This is a genomic window from Lapillicoccus sp., assembly GCF_039935575.1.
Taxonomy (GTDB): Bacteria; Actinomycetota; Actinomycetes; order Actinomycetales; family Dermatophilaceae; genus Lapillicoccus.
The window spans coordinates 1-15562 of the sequence record NZ_JBDTKA010000129.1 but is presented as its reverse complement, the minus strand read 5'-3'; the positions used below and the strand labels follow the sequence as shown (position 1 = coordinate 15562).

Genomic DNA, 15562 nt, shown 5'->3' with positions numbered 1-15562 from the left:
GCCGCCGAGCAAACCGATGACTGTGATGACGAAGGCCACATGACTACCCGCAGCACCACCCGTACCGAAACCCGCACCGTCCGCCCCCACCACCCCTCCTCTGTCTCCCCGGTGTCATCCGCGAGAGCTACGACCCCCGGACGACCGACGAGCAGCACCCAGAGCCCGGTCAGCACACCGAGCCCGAGACAGAGCACGACAAGGAGCACGATCTTCATGGACTGGCGCGACCGCGCTGCCTGCCTCGACGAAGACCCGGAGCTATTCTTCCCCATCGGGAACACGGGTCCGGCGATCCTCCAGATCGAAGAGGCGAAGGCCGTGTGCCGCCGTTGTGACGTCATCGACACCTGCTTGAAGTGGGCGCTCGAGTCCGGTCAGGACGCCGGCGTCTGGGGCGGTATGTCCGAGGACGAGCGTCGCGCCCTCAAGCGTCGCAACGCCCGCGCCCGCCGCGCCGGCTGACAACAAGAGAACCCGAGACCGGACGATCCTCGAACGGGGGCAGGACCCGGTCAGGGCGTGATCGGCCGCAGCAGGGCCGTGAAGACCACCGTCGTGCCGTGCGGACGGGCGTCCACCCAGGTGATGGTCCCGCGCAGGTCGCTGACCAGCGACTGGACGATCTGCGTGCCGAGGCCCGAACCCGGACGCCGGCCCCCTTGTATCCCCACCCCGTTGTCGGTGATGGTGACGGTCAACCGGTCCTGCCCGGATGCCAGTGTCTCCCGTGCCACGTCGACGCCGACGCGTCCGGCGGGCGCAGCGGCATCGGCCGCGACGGGGAACCCGTGCTCGATCGCGTTCTGCACCAGCTCGCTGAGGATCATGGCGAGCGAGGTCGCGTCCTCGGCCTTCAACCGGCCGAACGACTGACCGGTGCGCTGCCGCTCGACCCGCTGGTTGTAGGCCGTGACCTCGGTGATCGCCCGAAAGCCCTGATCGGCGACCGCGTCGAAGTCGACCGTCTCGTCGATCCCCTGGCTGAGGGTCTCGTGGACCAGGGCGATCGTCCCCACCCGTCGCTCGGCCTCGCGCAATGCCGCACTCGCCTGTTCGTCGTTGGTCCGGCGGGCCTGGAGTCGCAGCAGCGCCGCGACCGACTGCAGGTTGTTCTTGACCCGGTGGTGGATCTCACGGATCGTCGCGTCCTTGGTGAGCAGCTCCTGCTCGCGCCGTCTCAGCTCGCTGACGTCCCGCAGCAGCAGCAGCGCCCCGAACCGCTGCCCCGCCTCGGTGAGCGGGATGGCCCGCATCGACACGACGGCGCCCCGGTTGCTCACCTCCGTCCGCCACGGCTGTCGACCGGTGAGCACGAGGGGCAGACCCTCGTCGACCGGGGAGGTATCCCGCAGCACGTCGGTGACGATCTGGGCCAGCGAGGCCCCCATCACCTCGCCCGGCCACCCGAGACGGTGGATCGCCGAGACGGCGTTGGGGCTGGCATAGGTGACGATGCCGTCGTAGTCCAGGCGCACGACGCCGTCGCCCGCACGAGGTGCGCCCCGCCGCATACCGGTGGGAGCCGACGAGTTCGGGAACTCCCCGGCTGCGATCATCCGCGACAGCGCGTCGGCCGTGGCGAGATAGGTCAGCTCGAGGCGGCTCGGGGTACGCATCATCGACAGGTTGGTATGCCGGGTGATCACCGCGAGCGAGCGGCCGCGCCGCACGACCGGGATGGACTCCTCCCGCACCGGCAGGTCGTCGCCCCACTCGGTGTCGCGCTCGCGGACGATGCGGCGCTCCGCGAAGGCCTGCTCGAGCACCTCGGCTCTGGCCCGCGTCGCGCTGACGCCGACCTGGTCCTCGAAGAAGACCATCTGGCCCGTTGTCGGGCGAATGTGCGCGACGGCCTGCCACTGCACCGGAGAACGTCGTGACCACAGGACGAGGTCGGCGAACGAGATGTCGGACAACAGCTGCCAGTCGCCCACGAGCAGGTGCAGCCACTCGACGTCGGCCGCTTCGAGCTCGGAGTGCTCGTGGAGGAGCTCGGCGAGCGTGGGCACGTGAGCGAGAGTAGCCCGCCCGCGTCCGGCGTGCCGCTCGCCCCCGCCCACACCGTTTCGACCCAGCCGGAGGGTCAGCCGCCCTGGCCGCCGCCACGCAGGACGCCCCGCAACGAGCGCAACGCCACCGACAGTGCGGCGATGCCGGCGTGGTCGAGACGTTCGATCCCCTGCAGCGCGTTATTCGCGCGGGCCAGTGCGTCGCGGTTGGCGTCGGCCCAGTGCTCGAACCGCTTTGCCGGCGTCTCCCGGGTGGAACCCGGCCCTGCCGCGAGCAGGACCGAACGCGTCAGCGACTCGAGCACGGCGTACAGGTCGTCGCGCATCGCCCCCCGGGCGAGGGAGTCCCAACGGTCGTCGCGCGGCAGCTGGCTGACCCTGGTCAGCATTTCGTCGATCCCGAACCGCTCCGACGTGAGGTAGTAGACGCCCGCGACGTCACTGACCTCGACCTTGAGCTCCTCCGCCAAGGTGACGACGTCGAGCAGCGAGAACAGGTCGAGCAGTGCGGCGGCCCGCTGAGCGAACGCCGTTGGTGCGCCGAGCTTCTCGAGCTCCTTGGTGCGTCTGTCGAGCCGCTTGCGCTCGGCTCCCTGGAGCAGCTCGTGGATGGCGGGAGTAAACTCGGCTACCGGCGCACGGAACCGCTCGACCTCGACGGCCACGTCGATGTTGGTGGGCCGCGCCGTGAGGAACCACCGCACCACCCGGTCCATCAGCCGGCGGAACTCGAGGTAGAGGTGCGTCTGGACCGCGGTCGACACCACGTTGTCGAGTGCCTCGACGCCGGCGACGTAGGACGGCAAGTCGAAGATCTCCCGGCACACCACGAAGGCGCGGGCGATCTGCTCAGGCCCGGCTCCCGTCTCCTCCGCCGCCCGGAACGCGAACGTGATGCCGCCGCGGTTGACCATCGAGTTGACGACGGCGTTGGTGATGATCTCCCGACGCAGTGGGTGTGAGGCGAGCTCGTCGGCATACTGCGCTCGGATCGGTCCCGGGAAGTAGTCCGTCAGCGTCTGCTGGAACCACGGGTCGTCGGGAAGCCCGGACGGCAGGAGGTCTTCCTTGAGCGCGAGCTTGGCGTAGGCCATCAGGACGCTGAACTCGGGGGACCGCAGCCCGAGCTTGGCCGCCTTGCGATCGGCGATCTGCGAGTCGCTCGGGAGGAACTCCAGGGCGCGGTCGAGGTCGCCTCGCTCTTCCAACCAGCGGATCAGCCGCTGGTGGACGGAGAGCATCGAGAACTCCTGGGCCCGGGCGTTTCCGAGCAGGACGTTCTGCTCGTAGTTGTCGCGCAGCACCTGCTCGGCGACCTCGTCGGTCATGGAGTGCAACAACGCGTTGCGCTCGTCCAAGGTCATCTCGCCGTCACGGGTCAGCGCCGTGAGCAGGATCTTGATGTTGACCTCGTGGTCGCTGGTGTCGACGCCGGCGGAGTTGTCGATCGCGTCGGTGTTGATGCGAACGCCGGCCAGGGAGGCCTCGATCCGCCCGAGCTGCGAGCACCCGAGGTTGCCCCCCTCGCCGACCACCGTGACGCGCAGGGCGTTCCCGTCGACACGAATGGCGTCGTTGGCGCGGTCACCGATCTCCGCATTCGACTCGGTGCTCGCCTTCACGTAGGTGCCGATGCCGCCGTTCCAGAGCAAGTCGACCGGGCTCAGCAGGATCGCGTGGATCAGCTCGGCCGGGGTCAGGCTGGTGGTACCTCTCACCAGGCCCAGCGCCTCAGCCATCTGCGCTGTCACCGGCACGGCCTTGAGCGTCCGGGGAAAGATCCCGCCGCCCGTGCTGAGCAGCGAGGTGTCATAGTCCGCCCAGGACGAGCGGGGCAGGTCGAACAGCCGCCGCCGCTCGGCGTAGGACGTCGCGGCGTCTGGAGTGGGGTCGACGAACACATGCCGGTGGTCGAACGCCGCGACGAGCCGGATCTGCTCCGACAGCAACATCCCGTTGCCGAAAACGTCGCCGGACATGTCTCCCACGCCCACCACCGTGAACGGCTCGCTCTGCGTGTCGACGCCCATCTCGCGGAAGTGTCGCTTGACCGACTCCCACGCGCCGCGGGCCGTGATCCCCATGGCCTTGTGGTCGTAACCCGCCGAGCCACCGGAGGCGAACGCGTCGTCGAGCCAGAAGCCGTAGTCCTGCGCCCTGGCGTTCGCGATGTCGGAGAACGTCGCGGTTCCCTTGTCCGCAGCCACGACGAGATAGGGGTCGTCCCCGTCGTGCCGGACCACCTCCGGTGGCGGGACCGCCGCGCCCTGCACGAGGTTGTCAGTCACGTCGAGCAGACCAGAGATGAACAGCTGGTATGCCGCGACACCCTCGGCCATCCATGCGTCGCGGTCGAGGGTCGGGTCGGGCAGCTGCTTGGCGAAGAACCCACCCTTGGAACCGGTCGGCACGATGACGGCGTTCTTGACCATCTGCGCCTTGACGAGCCCGAGTACCTCTGTCCGGAAGTCCTCGCGACGGTCGCTCCAGCGCAGACCGCCACGGGCGACCTTGCCGAACCGCAGGTGCACGCCCTCGACCCTCGGGCCGAAGACCCAGATCTCGAACATCGGTCTCGGTGCCGGGAGCTCGGGAATCTTGAGCGGGTCCAGCTTGAGGCTGATGTAGGACTTCGGGCCACCGGACTCGTCAGGCTGGTAGAAGTTCGTGCGCAACCCGGCGGTGATGACCCCGAGCATGGCCCGGACGATACGGTCCTGGTCGAGGCTCGTCACCGAGTCCAGCGCCGTGTGCACGGCGTCGACGATCTCCTGCTCGGCCGCCGCTCGCTCGGATCCCCCGCTACCCGGCTCACCGGCATACCGGCTGGGGTCGAAACGGGTCTCGAAGAGGTCGACGAGCGACCTCGCGATGTCGGGGTTGGCGACCAGCGCCGACTCGATGTAGTCCTGCGAGAAGGTGGACCGCGTCTGGCGCAGGTACTTGGCCACCATCCGAAGCACGACGACCTGCCGCCAGGTCAGGCCCGCCTGAAGGACCAGGGCATTGAACCCGTCGGACTCGGCGACACCGGTCCAGACAGCGCGAACAGCGTTCTGGAACAACAGCTTCCTTGCGTCGCGATCATCCCCCGCCCCCCAGTCCTGCGAGGTTCGGGTCCGAAGCCCGAAGTCGTAGATGAACACGCGGACACCGTCGCTGCGCACGACCTCGTAGGGTCGCTCGTCGACGACTTCGACACCGAGGTGCGTGAACAGCGGCAGGATCTGGGTCAGGGTCAGGGGCCGCCGCCGGTAGAGCGTCAGCCGCCGCTCGTTGCCAGGCTCCTGGGAGCCCTGGTGCAAGCCGAGCTGGACCGCACCTTCGCTGTCCAGCATCTCGATCCGGCGGATATCGGTGACCGCGAGACCCGGAGTGACGTCCTCCTTGTATGCCTCGGGGAAAGCGCGCCCGTAGAGGCCGACCAGTCGCGCACCGGCTTCCTCGCCGAGCTGGTCGCGCATCGCCTCGCTGAGGTCCTCGTCCCACGTCCGCGTCGCATCGGCGATCTGCCGCTCGAGAGTGGGCACGTCGACATCGGGAACCGTCACCCCACGGGGCACGCGGACGACGAAATGCACTCGGGCGAGGGCAGACTCGCTGACCCGGGTGGTGTAGTCGACGCTCTCGGCATGGAAGGCCTCGCGCAGGATGGCCTCCATCTTGAGGCGCACCGCGGTCGTGTAGCGGTCCCGTGGCAGGTAGACCAGGCACGACATGAACCGTCCGTAGACGTCCTTGCGCAGGAACATCCGCGTCTTGTGCCGCTCCTGCAGGTGGAGCACGGACGTGGCGATCTCGAGCAGGTCGTCCGGGTCGGTCTGGAGCAGCTCGTCCCGTGGGTAGTTCTCCATCACCTCGACAAGGTCTTTGCCCGAGTGGCTGTCGGGGCTGAACCCCGCCTCGTCCAGCAGTCGTCGCACCCGGTCATCGAGGATCGGGATGTTGAGGATCGACTCGGCGTAGGCACTGGAGGCGAACAGGCCGAGGAACCGGCGCTCGCCGGTCACCTCGCCCTGCGCGTCGAAGGACTTGACCCCGACATAGTCGAGGTAGGTCGGGCGATGCACCGTGGCGCGCGAGTTGGCCTTGGTGATGATGAGCAGCTCCTTGTCGCGGGCCTTGGCCTGCGCAGAGGGGGTCAGCCGCGCGAACGACCGTGAGCTGGGCTGGTCGTAGCGCAGGATCCCGAGACCGGTTCCCGGGACCGCGTCGAGGGCGGTGGCCCGCGAGTCGGTCGTGTGGGGGCCGCTGGGAACGCGGAGGACATACTCGCGGTAGCCGAGGAAGGTGAAGTGGTTCGCGGCGAGCCAGTCGAGGAACCTCATTGTCGAGACGACTTCTTCGTGGTCGATCGACGCAGGCGGGTCGTCGCGCAGCTCGGCCGCGACGGCGCGGCAGTTCGAGCGCATCTTGTCCCAGTCCTCGACGGCGTCGCGGACGTTGCCGAGGACCTCGCGCAGCCGGACCGAGAGCGCGTCGCGCTCGTCGGCTCCGCTCACCAGGTCGATCTCGAGGTGCATCCAGGACTCGATGCCCACCCCGAACGAGCCGTCGGGGACGGTGTCGCCGGGGAGGACCTCCTGCAGCGTGCCGACGGCGTCGCGGCTCACCACGAGCTGCGGGTGGACGACGAGGTAGATGCCGAACCCCTCGGACGTGAGCTCCGCGCTCACCGAGTCGACGAGGAACGGCATGTCGTCGGTGACGACCTGCACGATGGTGTGCCCGCTCCTCCAGCCGTCGACGTCGGCGACGGGGTTGTGCACCGCGACGTTGGCGGTGCCGACCGCGCGGTCCCGCGCGAGCCGCTTCTCCGCGAGCGCTGCACCCAGAAGGTCGACGGGCTCGCGCGCGAGTAGGTCCTCGGTGGCCACGTGCCGGTAGAACAGCTCGAGGAACGCCACGACCTCGCCGTGGTCCGAGTCGAGCGCGTCGCGCGCGTTGTCCGCCGCGGCTCTGAGCTGGGTGGTCCGGGACTGCTCGAGCGACGCCGACACGTGACTTGTCATCCTTTGCTCGTGAACACGGCACGCAACGTCGAGTGCCTCTTCGACCATATCCCTCCCTCGATCTCGAGCCAGACTGCGCCGTGGCGGTGGACAACTACCGGCCTGTCGGGACCGGGTTGCCTACCCTGGAGCGGTGACGACGTCGGCGGCGGGGGTGGCCGGTCTGGTTCGCGTGGTCGACGGGGTGCGCCGGTCGGCAGCGGCGGTGGCCGAGGACGTCCTCGGCCACCTCCCCGACACCGGTGACCACGTCACCGGGCGTTCGGTAGACGACTTCGTCGAGCAGGCGGCCGACGCGCTCCGGGCGCTCGAGACACTGGCCCTCGAGACACTCCGGGTCGCCGGCGCGGCGCCGGCCCCCGACGCCGCCGGCAACTCCCCCACCCCACCCTCCAGCGCGTCCTCCACGGCGCATACGAGGAGGGTTAGGTGATCGACGCCGTCGTCGGCGACCCGGCCTCCTGCTCGGAGCTCGGTGGCTCGCTGCGCTCGCATGCGGCGCAGCTGCTGCCCCAGCGCCAAGAGCTCGCCGAGCGGTTGCAAGGATCCGCGGGAGGGCGACTCGAGCCTGCACTCACCGGGCCGGCGCAGGCATACCTCGCGCTGCTCGACACGACGATCGACCGGCTGGACGAGGCGGGGGCCTGCCTGCAGCGATATGCCCAGGACCTGGCCGAGGTGGTCGAGGCCGTCCGCCGCCTCGAGGACGCGGCACGGGCGGCCGGTCTCGAGCTCGACGGGCTGCGCGTCGTCGAGCCGTGGGGGGTCCTCAGCACCGAGCTCGCCGAGCGTCGGCATCGCGTGCTACCCGAGCTGCAGCAGTGGGCGGACCGGCTGGCCAGCCAGCTCGGGCGGGCCAGGGGGGTCCTGCAGCACGCGATGCGGGACGGCACGGCGGCCCTGGCCCTGGCGGCGGACACGGGACGCGCCGGCCTCGGTCGGTGAGGGGTTCCCTGTGACGTCCGGTGGTAACCCATTCGCTACGGTGAGCAACATGCGGATCCAGAAGTCCTACGAGTACGCCGCCAGCCCGGAGGCCGTCTTCGCGATGCTGGCGGACCCGGAGTTCCAGGCCGCCAAGTGCGAGGCGATGCATCCCCTGTCGCACACCGAGTCCGTCACCCCTAAGGGTGAGCAGACCGAGATCGTCACACGCCGGGTCGTGTCCACCGACGGGTTCCCAGACTTTGCGAAGTCGATGATCGGGCCCAAGCTTGCGATCACCGAGACGGTCATCTGGAGCCGCGCGTCGATGGATGGTTCGCGTACCGGGACGATAGTGATCGGCATCGGCGACGCCCCGGTCGGTATGCAGGGCACCATCTCGATGATGGCCGGCGGCGTGGGCACTCAGATGGAGATCAACGGCGACCTCAAGGCCCGCATCCCGCTGCTCGGCGGCACAATCGAGAAGACGGCCGAGCCCTGGGTCGTTGCCGCCGTCGACAAGGAGCAGGAGATCGGCCGGACCTGGCTGACCCGCTGACCTTCTTCGGCCGATATCCGATGAACCGGCCGATATAGGTGCCGGAACGCCGACTTTCGGCCGTAACGGGAATGACCACCATGGCGCACCGGCACCAACATCAGTCGGCATCGGCTCAGCGGGGCACATCCGACAGTGTTCTGATGGGTGGGTGAGCCAACCCACCGCATACCCCGAGTGGTTCTTCGACCGTGACGACCCCACCCCGGACGGCGACTTCTACGACGTGCCACGGCTGGTCACGCACATCGACGCGGGCGCCATCGCCGCGGTGGGCGGACTCTACACCGAGCTCGGGGTGGACGCACCCCAGCAGCGGGTCCTCGACCTGATGTCGTCCTGGGTCTCACACCTGCGCCGACCTCCCGGTGAGCTCGTGGTCGTCGGGATGAACGCGGCCGAGCTGGACGCCAACCCGCTGGCCACGGACCGGGTGGTGCGCGACCTCAACGTCGACCCGAGACTGCCTTTCCCCGACGCCTCCTTCGACGCGGCGCTGTGCTGCGTGTCGGTGGACTACCTGGTCCGCCCGATCGAGGTGTTGGCCGAGACCGCGCGGGTGCTGCGACCCGGGGGGACCGTGGTCATCACCTTCTCCAACCGCTGTTTCCCCACCAAGGCGATCCACGGCTGGCTGGCCACCGACGACCCGGCACACACGGCCATCGTTGCGGACTACCTGCGTCGAGCGGGAGGCTTCGACGAACCACAGACCAGCCGCCGGACCCCGGACCCGGCGTACTACCGGGGCGACCCCCTCTACGCCGTCGTCGCCCGACGCTCCTGACCTGCCCGCCGCCCATCGTGGACTGCGCCAACCCGCCGCTGCAGCTACGCCATGTGCGGGTATGCGTGGTGGGTCGCGGGCACGAACGTCTCTTTGATGGACCGGGCGCTGGTCCACCGCAACAGGTTCTGGGCTGCGCCGGCCTTGTCGTTGGTGCCCGAGGCGCGGCCCCCTCCGAACGGCTGCTGCCCCACCACTGCACCGGTCGGCTTGTCGTTGACGTAGAAGTTGCCGGCAGCGAAACGAAGCCGCTCCGTCGCGTCCGCGATCGCCACGCGGTCCTGCGCAATGATCGACCCGGTCAGCCCGTAGGGCGCAAAGGACTCCATCTGGTCGAGGGTCGCGTGGTACCTCGCGTCGGGATAGACGTACACCGACAGGATCGGGCCGAAGTACTCGGTCCGGAAAGACTCGTCCGTCGGGTCGCTCGACTCCAGTACGGTCGGCCGGACGAACCAGCCCTCGCTGTCGTCATACGTCCCCCCGGCGATGACCTTGACCTTGGCCGCGGACTTGGCCCGGTCGATCGCCGCAGCGTTCTTCGCGAACGAGCGGTCGTCGATCACCGCACCCATGAAGTTGGAGAAGTCGGTCACGTCACCCTGGGGTAGCCCGTTGGTGATGTCGACGAGGTCACCCTTGATCTGCTTCCACACCGACGCCGGGACATAAGCGCGCGAAGCCGCCGAGCACTTCTGCCCCTGGTACTCGAAAGACCCACGTATCAACGCGGTTCGCAGTACATCGGGGTCGGCCGACGGGTGGGCCACCACGAAGTCCTTGCCACCGGTCTCACCGACCATCCGCGGATAGGTGCGGTAGCGGGGCAGGTTGGCGCCGACTTCGGCCCACAGCCGCTGGAACGTCGGCGTCGACCCGGTGAAGTGGATGCCGGCGAGGTCCGCGTCGGCGAGCGCCACCTTCGACACGTTGAGCCCGTCGCCGGTCACCATGTTGATGACGCCGGGAGGCATACCGGCTGCCTCCAACAGCTCCATGGTGACCTGAGCCGCGAGCTGCTGGGTGGGCGACGGCTTCCAGACCACCGTGTTGCCCATCAGCGCCGGTGCGGTCGGCAGGTTGCCCGCGATCGCCGTGAAGTTGAACGGGGTGATCGCGTAGACGAACCCCTCCAACGGCCGGTGGTCCGTGCGGTTCCACACCCCCTTCGCGTTAAGCGGGGGTTGCTCGGCGAGGATGTCGCGAGCGAAGCTCACGTTGATCCGCCAGAAGTCGATGAGCTCGCACGCCGCGTCGATCTCGGCCTGGTAGCACGTCTTGCTCTGGCCGAGCATCGTCGCGGCGTTGAGCCTGGCCCGCCACGGACCGGAAAGTAGCTCCGCAGCCTTGAGCAGGATCGCCGCGCGGTCGTCGAACGACAGGGCCCGCCACCCCGGCGCCGCCGCTTTGGCCGCCTCAACGGCAGCACTCGCATCGGCCAGCGTCGCGTTCTTCAACGTCCCGAGGATCTTGCGTCGAGCGTGGGGTTGGCGCACGTCGAACTTCCGGCCCCCACCCATGACACGGCGTCCCGCAATCGTGTGCGGCAGGTCGTGCCGCACGCTCCCCAGCTGAGCCAGAGCCACCTCGAGCCCGGCTCGCTCCGCGCTGCCTGGTGCGTAGTCGAGGACGGTCTCGTTCCGTGGTGTCGGTACTGAGGTGACAGCGTCCATCGGGTCTCCTTCGGGTGACAGCAGGTCGGGCGCACCGAGTAGGCCAGGCGGTGCCCAGCCGCCTGGCTGCGGCCCTATGGTTTCACGTATGCCGTCCGACCACCCCAGCGAGGACCTCACCCTGCACCGGTTCGGGCGCTCCGGCCAGTCTGCGCCGACACTGTTGCTCATGCACGGTTTGGCCGACTCGGGTCGGTGCTGGCCGGACGCGGTCCGGAGGTGGAAGAAGGCCTACCGGGTGCTGGCCTGGGACGCTCGTGGCCACGGCGAGTCCGAGCGGTTCACCAAGGGCGAGCTGGCCGCCGGCGTCGGCGAGACAATGTATGCGGATGCGGTGGATCTGCTGGAAACCCTTGCCGCCGAAGGGATCTCGCGCCCAATCCTGGTCGGCCACTCGATGGGCGGCGGTACTGCCGCCGCCGTCGGCTGGCACCGGCCCGATCTGGTTACGGCCCTCGTCCTGGAGGACCCGGCGCTCGGTGCGCGCGACGACTATGCGAAGGGTTCAGTCCCCAAGGAGCAGGCCAAGGAGCGAGTGGCCGGGGACCAAGACATCCGGCACAAACCCAAACGGGCGCTCAAACGGCAAAAGCGCGAAGCCCCCAGCTGGCCGAGCTCCGAGTACGCCCCTTGGCTGGACGCCAAGCTCGAGACCGACACCCGGATGTTGGCCGAACCGGTCATCACCGTGGCGACCCCCAGGTTGAAGGTCGCGTCGAAGATCTCCGTGCCCACGCTCGTTGTCACCGGGGCCCGGGCGGAGGTGGTGCGCGGCGAGTACTTCACGGCGCTGCGGGATTTGGAGAACCCCTGCTTGTCCTTCGAGGTCGTCAAGAAGGCCGGCCACTGCGTCAGACGCGACCGGGCCGACGGCTTTCACGCCGTCGTCGACCCGTGGCTCGAGGCCCAGTTCCGCTTGTGAGCACGACGGTGACCTGGCTGGGATCCTGACCCCCGGGGGAGCCGGGACCCGGAGGGGCCTTCGACGTCAGGCGTAGTCTTGGGTAATGATCGAACGGCAGTCAGACTGACGCTGCTTCGATCGGTGGAAGAAGCGACATGAGCAGCAAAGCGCCCCAGGACTCGCCGAGCGAGGGCTCGCCAGACCAGGACCCCCGCAGCCAGGACTCGACGTCCACCTGGCAGACCCGACGGGCAGAGGCCCTGTGCCAGCTCGCCGTCCAGGCTCTCCCCGTCGGCTCTCGCGCGAGGTACGCCGCAACGTGGCGAGCTGGCCTGGCCGCCGACCCGGCTCACGCGATGCACTATGCGGCCAACGTGCTGGGTCTCGTACATGGGCTGCGGGCCGCCGTACCACTGCTGTGCAGACTCCGGCTGCATCGCTACGTCACCGTGCACGATACTTCGCAGAATCTCCGGATCACGAGCCGGTTCTGCACCCGCTGCGGGCACTTCAAGGACCCCTGGCGCGGTCCGCAGCCGAACGACTCCATCGCGTGGGCGGGCTCGGCCTCACTCGGCCAGCGGTAGGGCCGGCTGTCGCGCCGGGGCGACGCGCGTCGGGGTGACGCCCCGCGCACCGACCCGAGCCGTGCTCAGGCGAGCAGGTCCACCACGGTGTCGATCTCCGTGGCGTCGTACCACAGGAGCTCGCCAGGCTCGGACCCGTGGGCGCGCGGAGACTCCTCGACATGCAAGGAGGCCAGCAGCCGCAACGGCACCGAGTCCGCAACCCGGACCGCGCTCGACCTCGCCGGGACGTCCGCTTCGGAGACGATCGCGACGATATCCGCATCGACGTCGGCCGCCGCGACGACGCGTTGCTCGCCGGGCGCGGCGGCTACGGCTTGGGCAAAGGCGAGGTACTCCAGCTGCTCCTCGTCGGCACCCGGGTTGTCCCGGCGCAGACCCTCGGTCACCGCGAAGGCCAGCAGCGGCGTACCCGTCAACCCGGCTCCCGCGCGTAGGGACATCAGCGTCCGTCGCGTGACCGGGACGTAGATCCGTTGTTGCACGAGAAGCTCCTATCCCCGGTCAGGACTGAGCGACGGCATCGGCATCCACCGTGGCCGACGGTTCGAGTGGTCCGCTGTCGTCGAGTCCCAGGTGGGAGGTGTCGGGTGCGACCGGGGCAGGAGCAGGGTCGGCGAGAGCGACCCGGGAGGTGCGCAGCGAGGTCTCGATGACGTTGGGGCGCCGCCCGACGTCCATGAGGTTGCCGCCGATCACCTCGAGGTCCTCACGTCCGGGACCGATGATCGTCACCTCGGTCCCTTCGGCGTGCACCACGGCGAGCTCGGCGAGCGCCTTCTTGGTCACGCGGGCCCGCCACTGCCGTTCGAGGCGCGTCACCACGTCCCGCGGAGCATCCAGGTCGAACGACACCTGCGGCGCGAGCACATACACCTCGTCCAGCCCGAGGCCGGTCATCAGGTCGATGTTGGTGGACGACCAGGTGCCACCGTCGATGTAGCGGTGCTCCCCGATCCGCACCGGCTGGTACCAGCCGGGGATCGCGCACGACGCCATCACCGCGTCGGCCGTCGACGCGGCCGGTGCGCCCTCTCGCCCGAACGCCACCCGCTGTCCTGAGTCGTAGTCCAGCGCCACCGCGGTCAGGCCGTCGCGACCCACCCACCCGTCGCCGACGACGTGCCTGATCATTGCCCCGACGCTATCCAGGCGGCCACGCCCTTCTGGCATCAAGGCGGCGAGGACAGCCGTGGGCGGCAGCTGCCGCAGCTCACGAATACCCTTGCGCAGCAACACCGGTGATCCGAAACCTGCTTTCGGGGCGGGCGGCCGGTCACCGCCGGTGCTTTCCTCGTACTCCCACTCGTAGCCAGCGAGCGGGCCGACGTCGACGCGACCGGTCAGCTGGTGGGTACGCAGCTCGCCGACACCGACACCGGCAGTGAGCAGCGCAGCCAGCACCGACCCAGCAGACGTCCCGACGAACTCGTCGCAGCTGCGGACATCCACGCCCAGGTGCTCCTCGAGCGCACTGAGCGCCCCGACCATCCAGGCCGCCCCGAGCACGCCCCCTCCGCCGAGGACGAGTCCCCTGCGCGTCATCGCGTCACCACTTCTGCTCTGTCGGACCCGTGTCGTCTGTCGTCGGCTCTCAACGGCTTCCGTCCCCGCCGTCAGTCAGCTCCGCCAACGCGTCGACCAGGCACTGCCCCAGCACCTCGAGGTCCGGCATCGCGTCGCGGTCGCCGTTGAGCCCGAAGTAGACCCCACCGTCGTAGGAGGTCAGCCCGATCGAGAGCGCCTGGGACTTGGCGAGCGGGATGACCGGGTAGGTCGACAGCATCGGCGCCGACCCGGCATACAGCGTCGTCTGTGGCCCAGGGACGTTGGTGATGATGACGTTGAAAAGCCGCCGAGACATGGCGTTGCCGAGGCGCGCACCGAGCGAGTGCAGGGTCGGCGGGGCGAACCCGGCCAGCCCGACGAGCCGCTCGGCACTGACCGCCTGACCGCCCTCCATCTGCTGGCGCATCGAGAAGGCGATCTGGTGCAGCCGCATCGACGCACCGGGCTCCCCCACCGGCAGGTCGACGAAGCACGCGGTCAGCCGGTGCTCGGACGACTGGCTCGGCTCGAGCCCGTCAGAGTCGATTTTGGGGTCGATTTTGGGGTCGATGCTGGGGTCGATGCTCACCGGCACCATCGCCCGCACGACGGCAGCGCTGGTGACGGGTTCGCCGCGAGTCAACAGCCAGGCCCGGAAGGCGCCGGCCACCGTCGCGAGCACGACGTCGTTGATGCTCACGTCGTCGGCGTAGGCACCCCGGGTCAGCCGCGCGCGCACCTTGCGATAGTCGTCGAGGTCGGTGCCGACCATGACAAACCGGCGTGCAGAGCCGATCTCGACGTTGAGCGGCGAGGTCGGGGCTGGTCGGGCGGCACCGCGCGCGACCGTCGAGACCAGGGAGCCGACGCCCTTGAGGATCCGTCCCGCTACGTCCTGAGCCTCGTCGAGACCTTCGCGCACCGAGTCGACGACCTGCCCGGGCATGAACACCGCGTCGGTCAGCGCGTTGGCGACGAGCTGCACATCACTGGGCTCCGGTCTCGCGACCCAGGTGTCGATCACCTCGGGTTCGTCGCCCGCAGTCTCCTTGACGATCAGCTGGGCGATGTCCAGGGCCACCGCGCCGTCGACCAGCGCGTGATGGGTCTTGGTCACCAGGGCGAACCGGTCGTGCTCGAGACCCTCGACGAGGTAGACCTCCCACAAGGGCCGGCGACGGTCGAGCTGACGCTGCTGGATGCGTGCAACGAAGTCCTCGAGCTGCTCGTCGGTGCCCGGCCGCGGCAGCGCCGACTGGCGTACGTGGTAGGAGATGTCGAAGGTCTCGTCGTCGACCCAGACGGGGTTGGCCAACCGCCCGGGCACCTCACGGACCCTCTGCCGATAGCGCGGCAGGTGGGCGATCCGTCGTGAGATGAGGGTCACCAGATCCTCGTAGCCGAACCCCGTCTCCTCACCCCGCCGGCTCCCGGCCGGCTCGTCGAAGACCATCACCGACCCGACGTGCATCATTGTCGTCGGCTCCTCGAGGTAGAGGAGCGACGCGTCGAGGGAACTCAGCCGATCCGACACCCGCATATCGTCGCAGACC

13 protein-coding genes are annotated in these 15562 nt (G+C 69.1%); 7 read left to right on the top strand and 6 right to left on the bottom strand.

From position 1 onward, the window contains the following. Positions 1-216 precede the first annotated feature (216 nt). The gene (locus ABI385_RS15365) at positions 217-465 is read left to right on the top strand and encodes a WhiB family transcriptional regulator (RefSeq protein WP_348104636.1); all 249 of its coding nucleotides are present in this window, start codon (positions 217-219) and stop codon (positions 463-465) included. A gap of 50 nt (positions 466-515) precedes the next feature. Here ABI385_RS15365 and ABI385_RS15360 read toward each other — a convergent pair whose 3' ends face one another. Next, on the bottom strand, positions 516-2012 hold the full coding sequence (locus tag ABI385_RS15360) for a histidine kinase N-terminal domain-containing protein (RefSeq protein WP_348104635.1): 1497 nt from the start codon (positions 2010-2012) through the stop codon (positions 516-518). A 74-nt stretch (positions 2013-2086) separates the two neighbouring features. Then, positions 2087-7024 (bottom strand): NAD-glutamate dehydrogenase, encoded by a 4938-nt coding sequence (locus ABI385_RS15355; RefSeq protein WP_348104634.1) that lies wholly within the window; start codon positions 7022-7024, stop codon positions 2087-2089. A 133-nt stretch (positions 7025-7157) separates the two neighbouring features. Here ABI385_RS15355 and ABI385_RS15350 point away from each other — a divergent pair, with 133 nt between their 5' ends. The 4 genes from ABI385_RS15350 (at position 7158) to ABI385_RS15335 (ending at position 9297) form a co-directional block, all read left to right on the top strand. Beyond that, on the top strand, positions 7158-7457 hold the full coding sequence (locus ABI385_RS15350; RefSeq protein ID WP_348104633.1) for a hypothetical protein: 300 nt from the start codon (positions 7158-7160) through the stop codon (positions 7455-7457). Beyond that, positions 7454-7969: a hypothetical protein gene (locus tag ABI385_RS15345; RefSeq protein ID WP_348104632.1), complete on the top strand. Its 516-nt coding sequence runs from the start codon at positions 7454-7456 to the stop codon at positions 7967-7969. The genes ABI385_RS15350 and ABI385_RS15345 overlap by 4 nt, the downstream gene beginning before the upstream one ends. Positions 7970-8018: 49 nt before the next feature. Continuing rightward, positions 8019-8510 (top strand): DUF2505 domain-containing protein, encoded by a 492-nt coding sequence (locus ABI385_RS15340; RefSeq protein ID WP_348104631.1) that lies wholly within the window; start codon positions 8019-8021, stop codon positions 8508-8510. A 151-nt stretch (positions 8511-8661) separates the two neighbouring features. Beyond that, on the top strand, positions 8662-9297 hold the full coding sequence (locus tag ABI385_RS15335) for a methyltransferase domain-containing protein (protein WP_348104630.1): 636 nt from the start codon (positions 8662-8664) through the stop codon (positions 9295-9297). Between the two features lie 44 nt (positions 9298-9341). Here ABI385_RS15335 and pruA read toward each other — a convergent pair whose 3' ends face one another. Continuing rightward, positions 9342-10970, bottom strand: a complete 1629-nt coding sequence (gene pruA / locus ABI385_RS15330) for an L-glutamate gamma-semialdehyde dehydrogenase (protein WP_348104629.1) — start codon at positions 10968-10970, stop codon at positions 9342-9344. Between the two features lie 88 nt (positions 10971-11058). Between pruA and ABI385_RS15325 the strand changes: the two genes are divergently transcribed. Both ABI385_RS15325 and ABI385_RS15320 read left to right on the top strand, forming a co-directional pair. Beyond that, positions 11059-11892: an alpha/beta hydrolase gene (locus ABI385_RS15325; protein WP_348104628.1), complete on the top strand. Its 834-nt coding sequence runs from the start codon at positions 11059-11061 to the stop codon at positions 11890-11892. A 137-nt stretch (positions 11893-12029) separates the two neighbouring features. Continuing rightward, entirely contained in the window at positions 12030-12461 is a 432-nt protein-coding gene (locus tag ABI385_RS15320) for a hypothetical protein (protein WP_348104627.1), read from the top strand. A 65-nt stretch (positions 12462-12526) separates the two neighbouring features. Here ABI385_RS15320 and ABI385_RS15315 read toward each other — a convergent pair whose 3' ends face one another. The 3 genes from ABI385_RS15315 to ABI385_RS15305 all read right to left on the bottom strand — a co-directional run. Then, a complete protein-coding gene (locus tag ABI385_RS15315) occupies positions 12527-12946 on the bottom strand; it encodes a DUF6912 family protein (protein ID WP_348104626.1) in 420 nt (139 codons plus the stop codon). Positions 12947-12965: 19 nt separating this feature from the next. Beyond that, complete coding sequence (locus ABI385_RS15310; protein WP_348104625.1) at positions 12966-14006, bottom strand: patatin-like phospholipase family protein; 1041 nt, start codon at positions 14004-14006, stop codon at positions 12966-12968. Positions 14007-14055: 49 nt separating this feature from the next. Beyond that, positions 14056-15562 (bottom strand): wax ester/triacylglycerol synthase family O-acyltransferase (locus tag ABI385_RS15305; RefSeq protein WP_348104624.1); only part of this gene is annotated, 1507 nt, incomplete at its 5' end.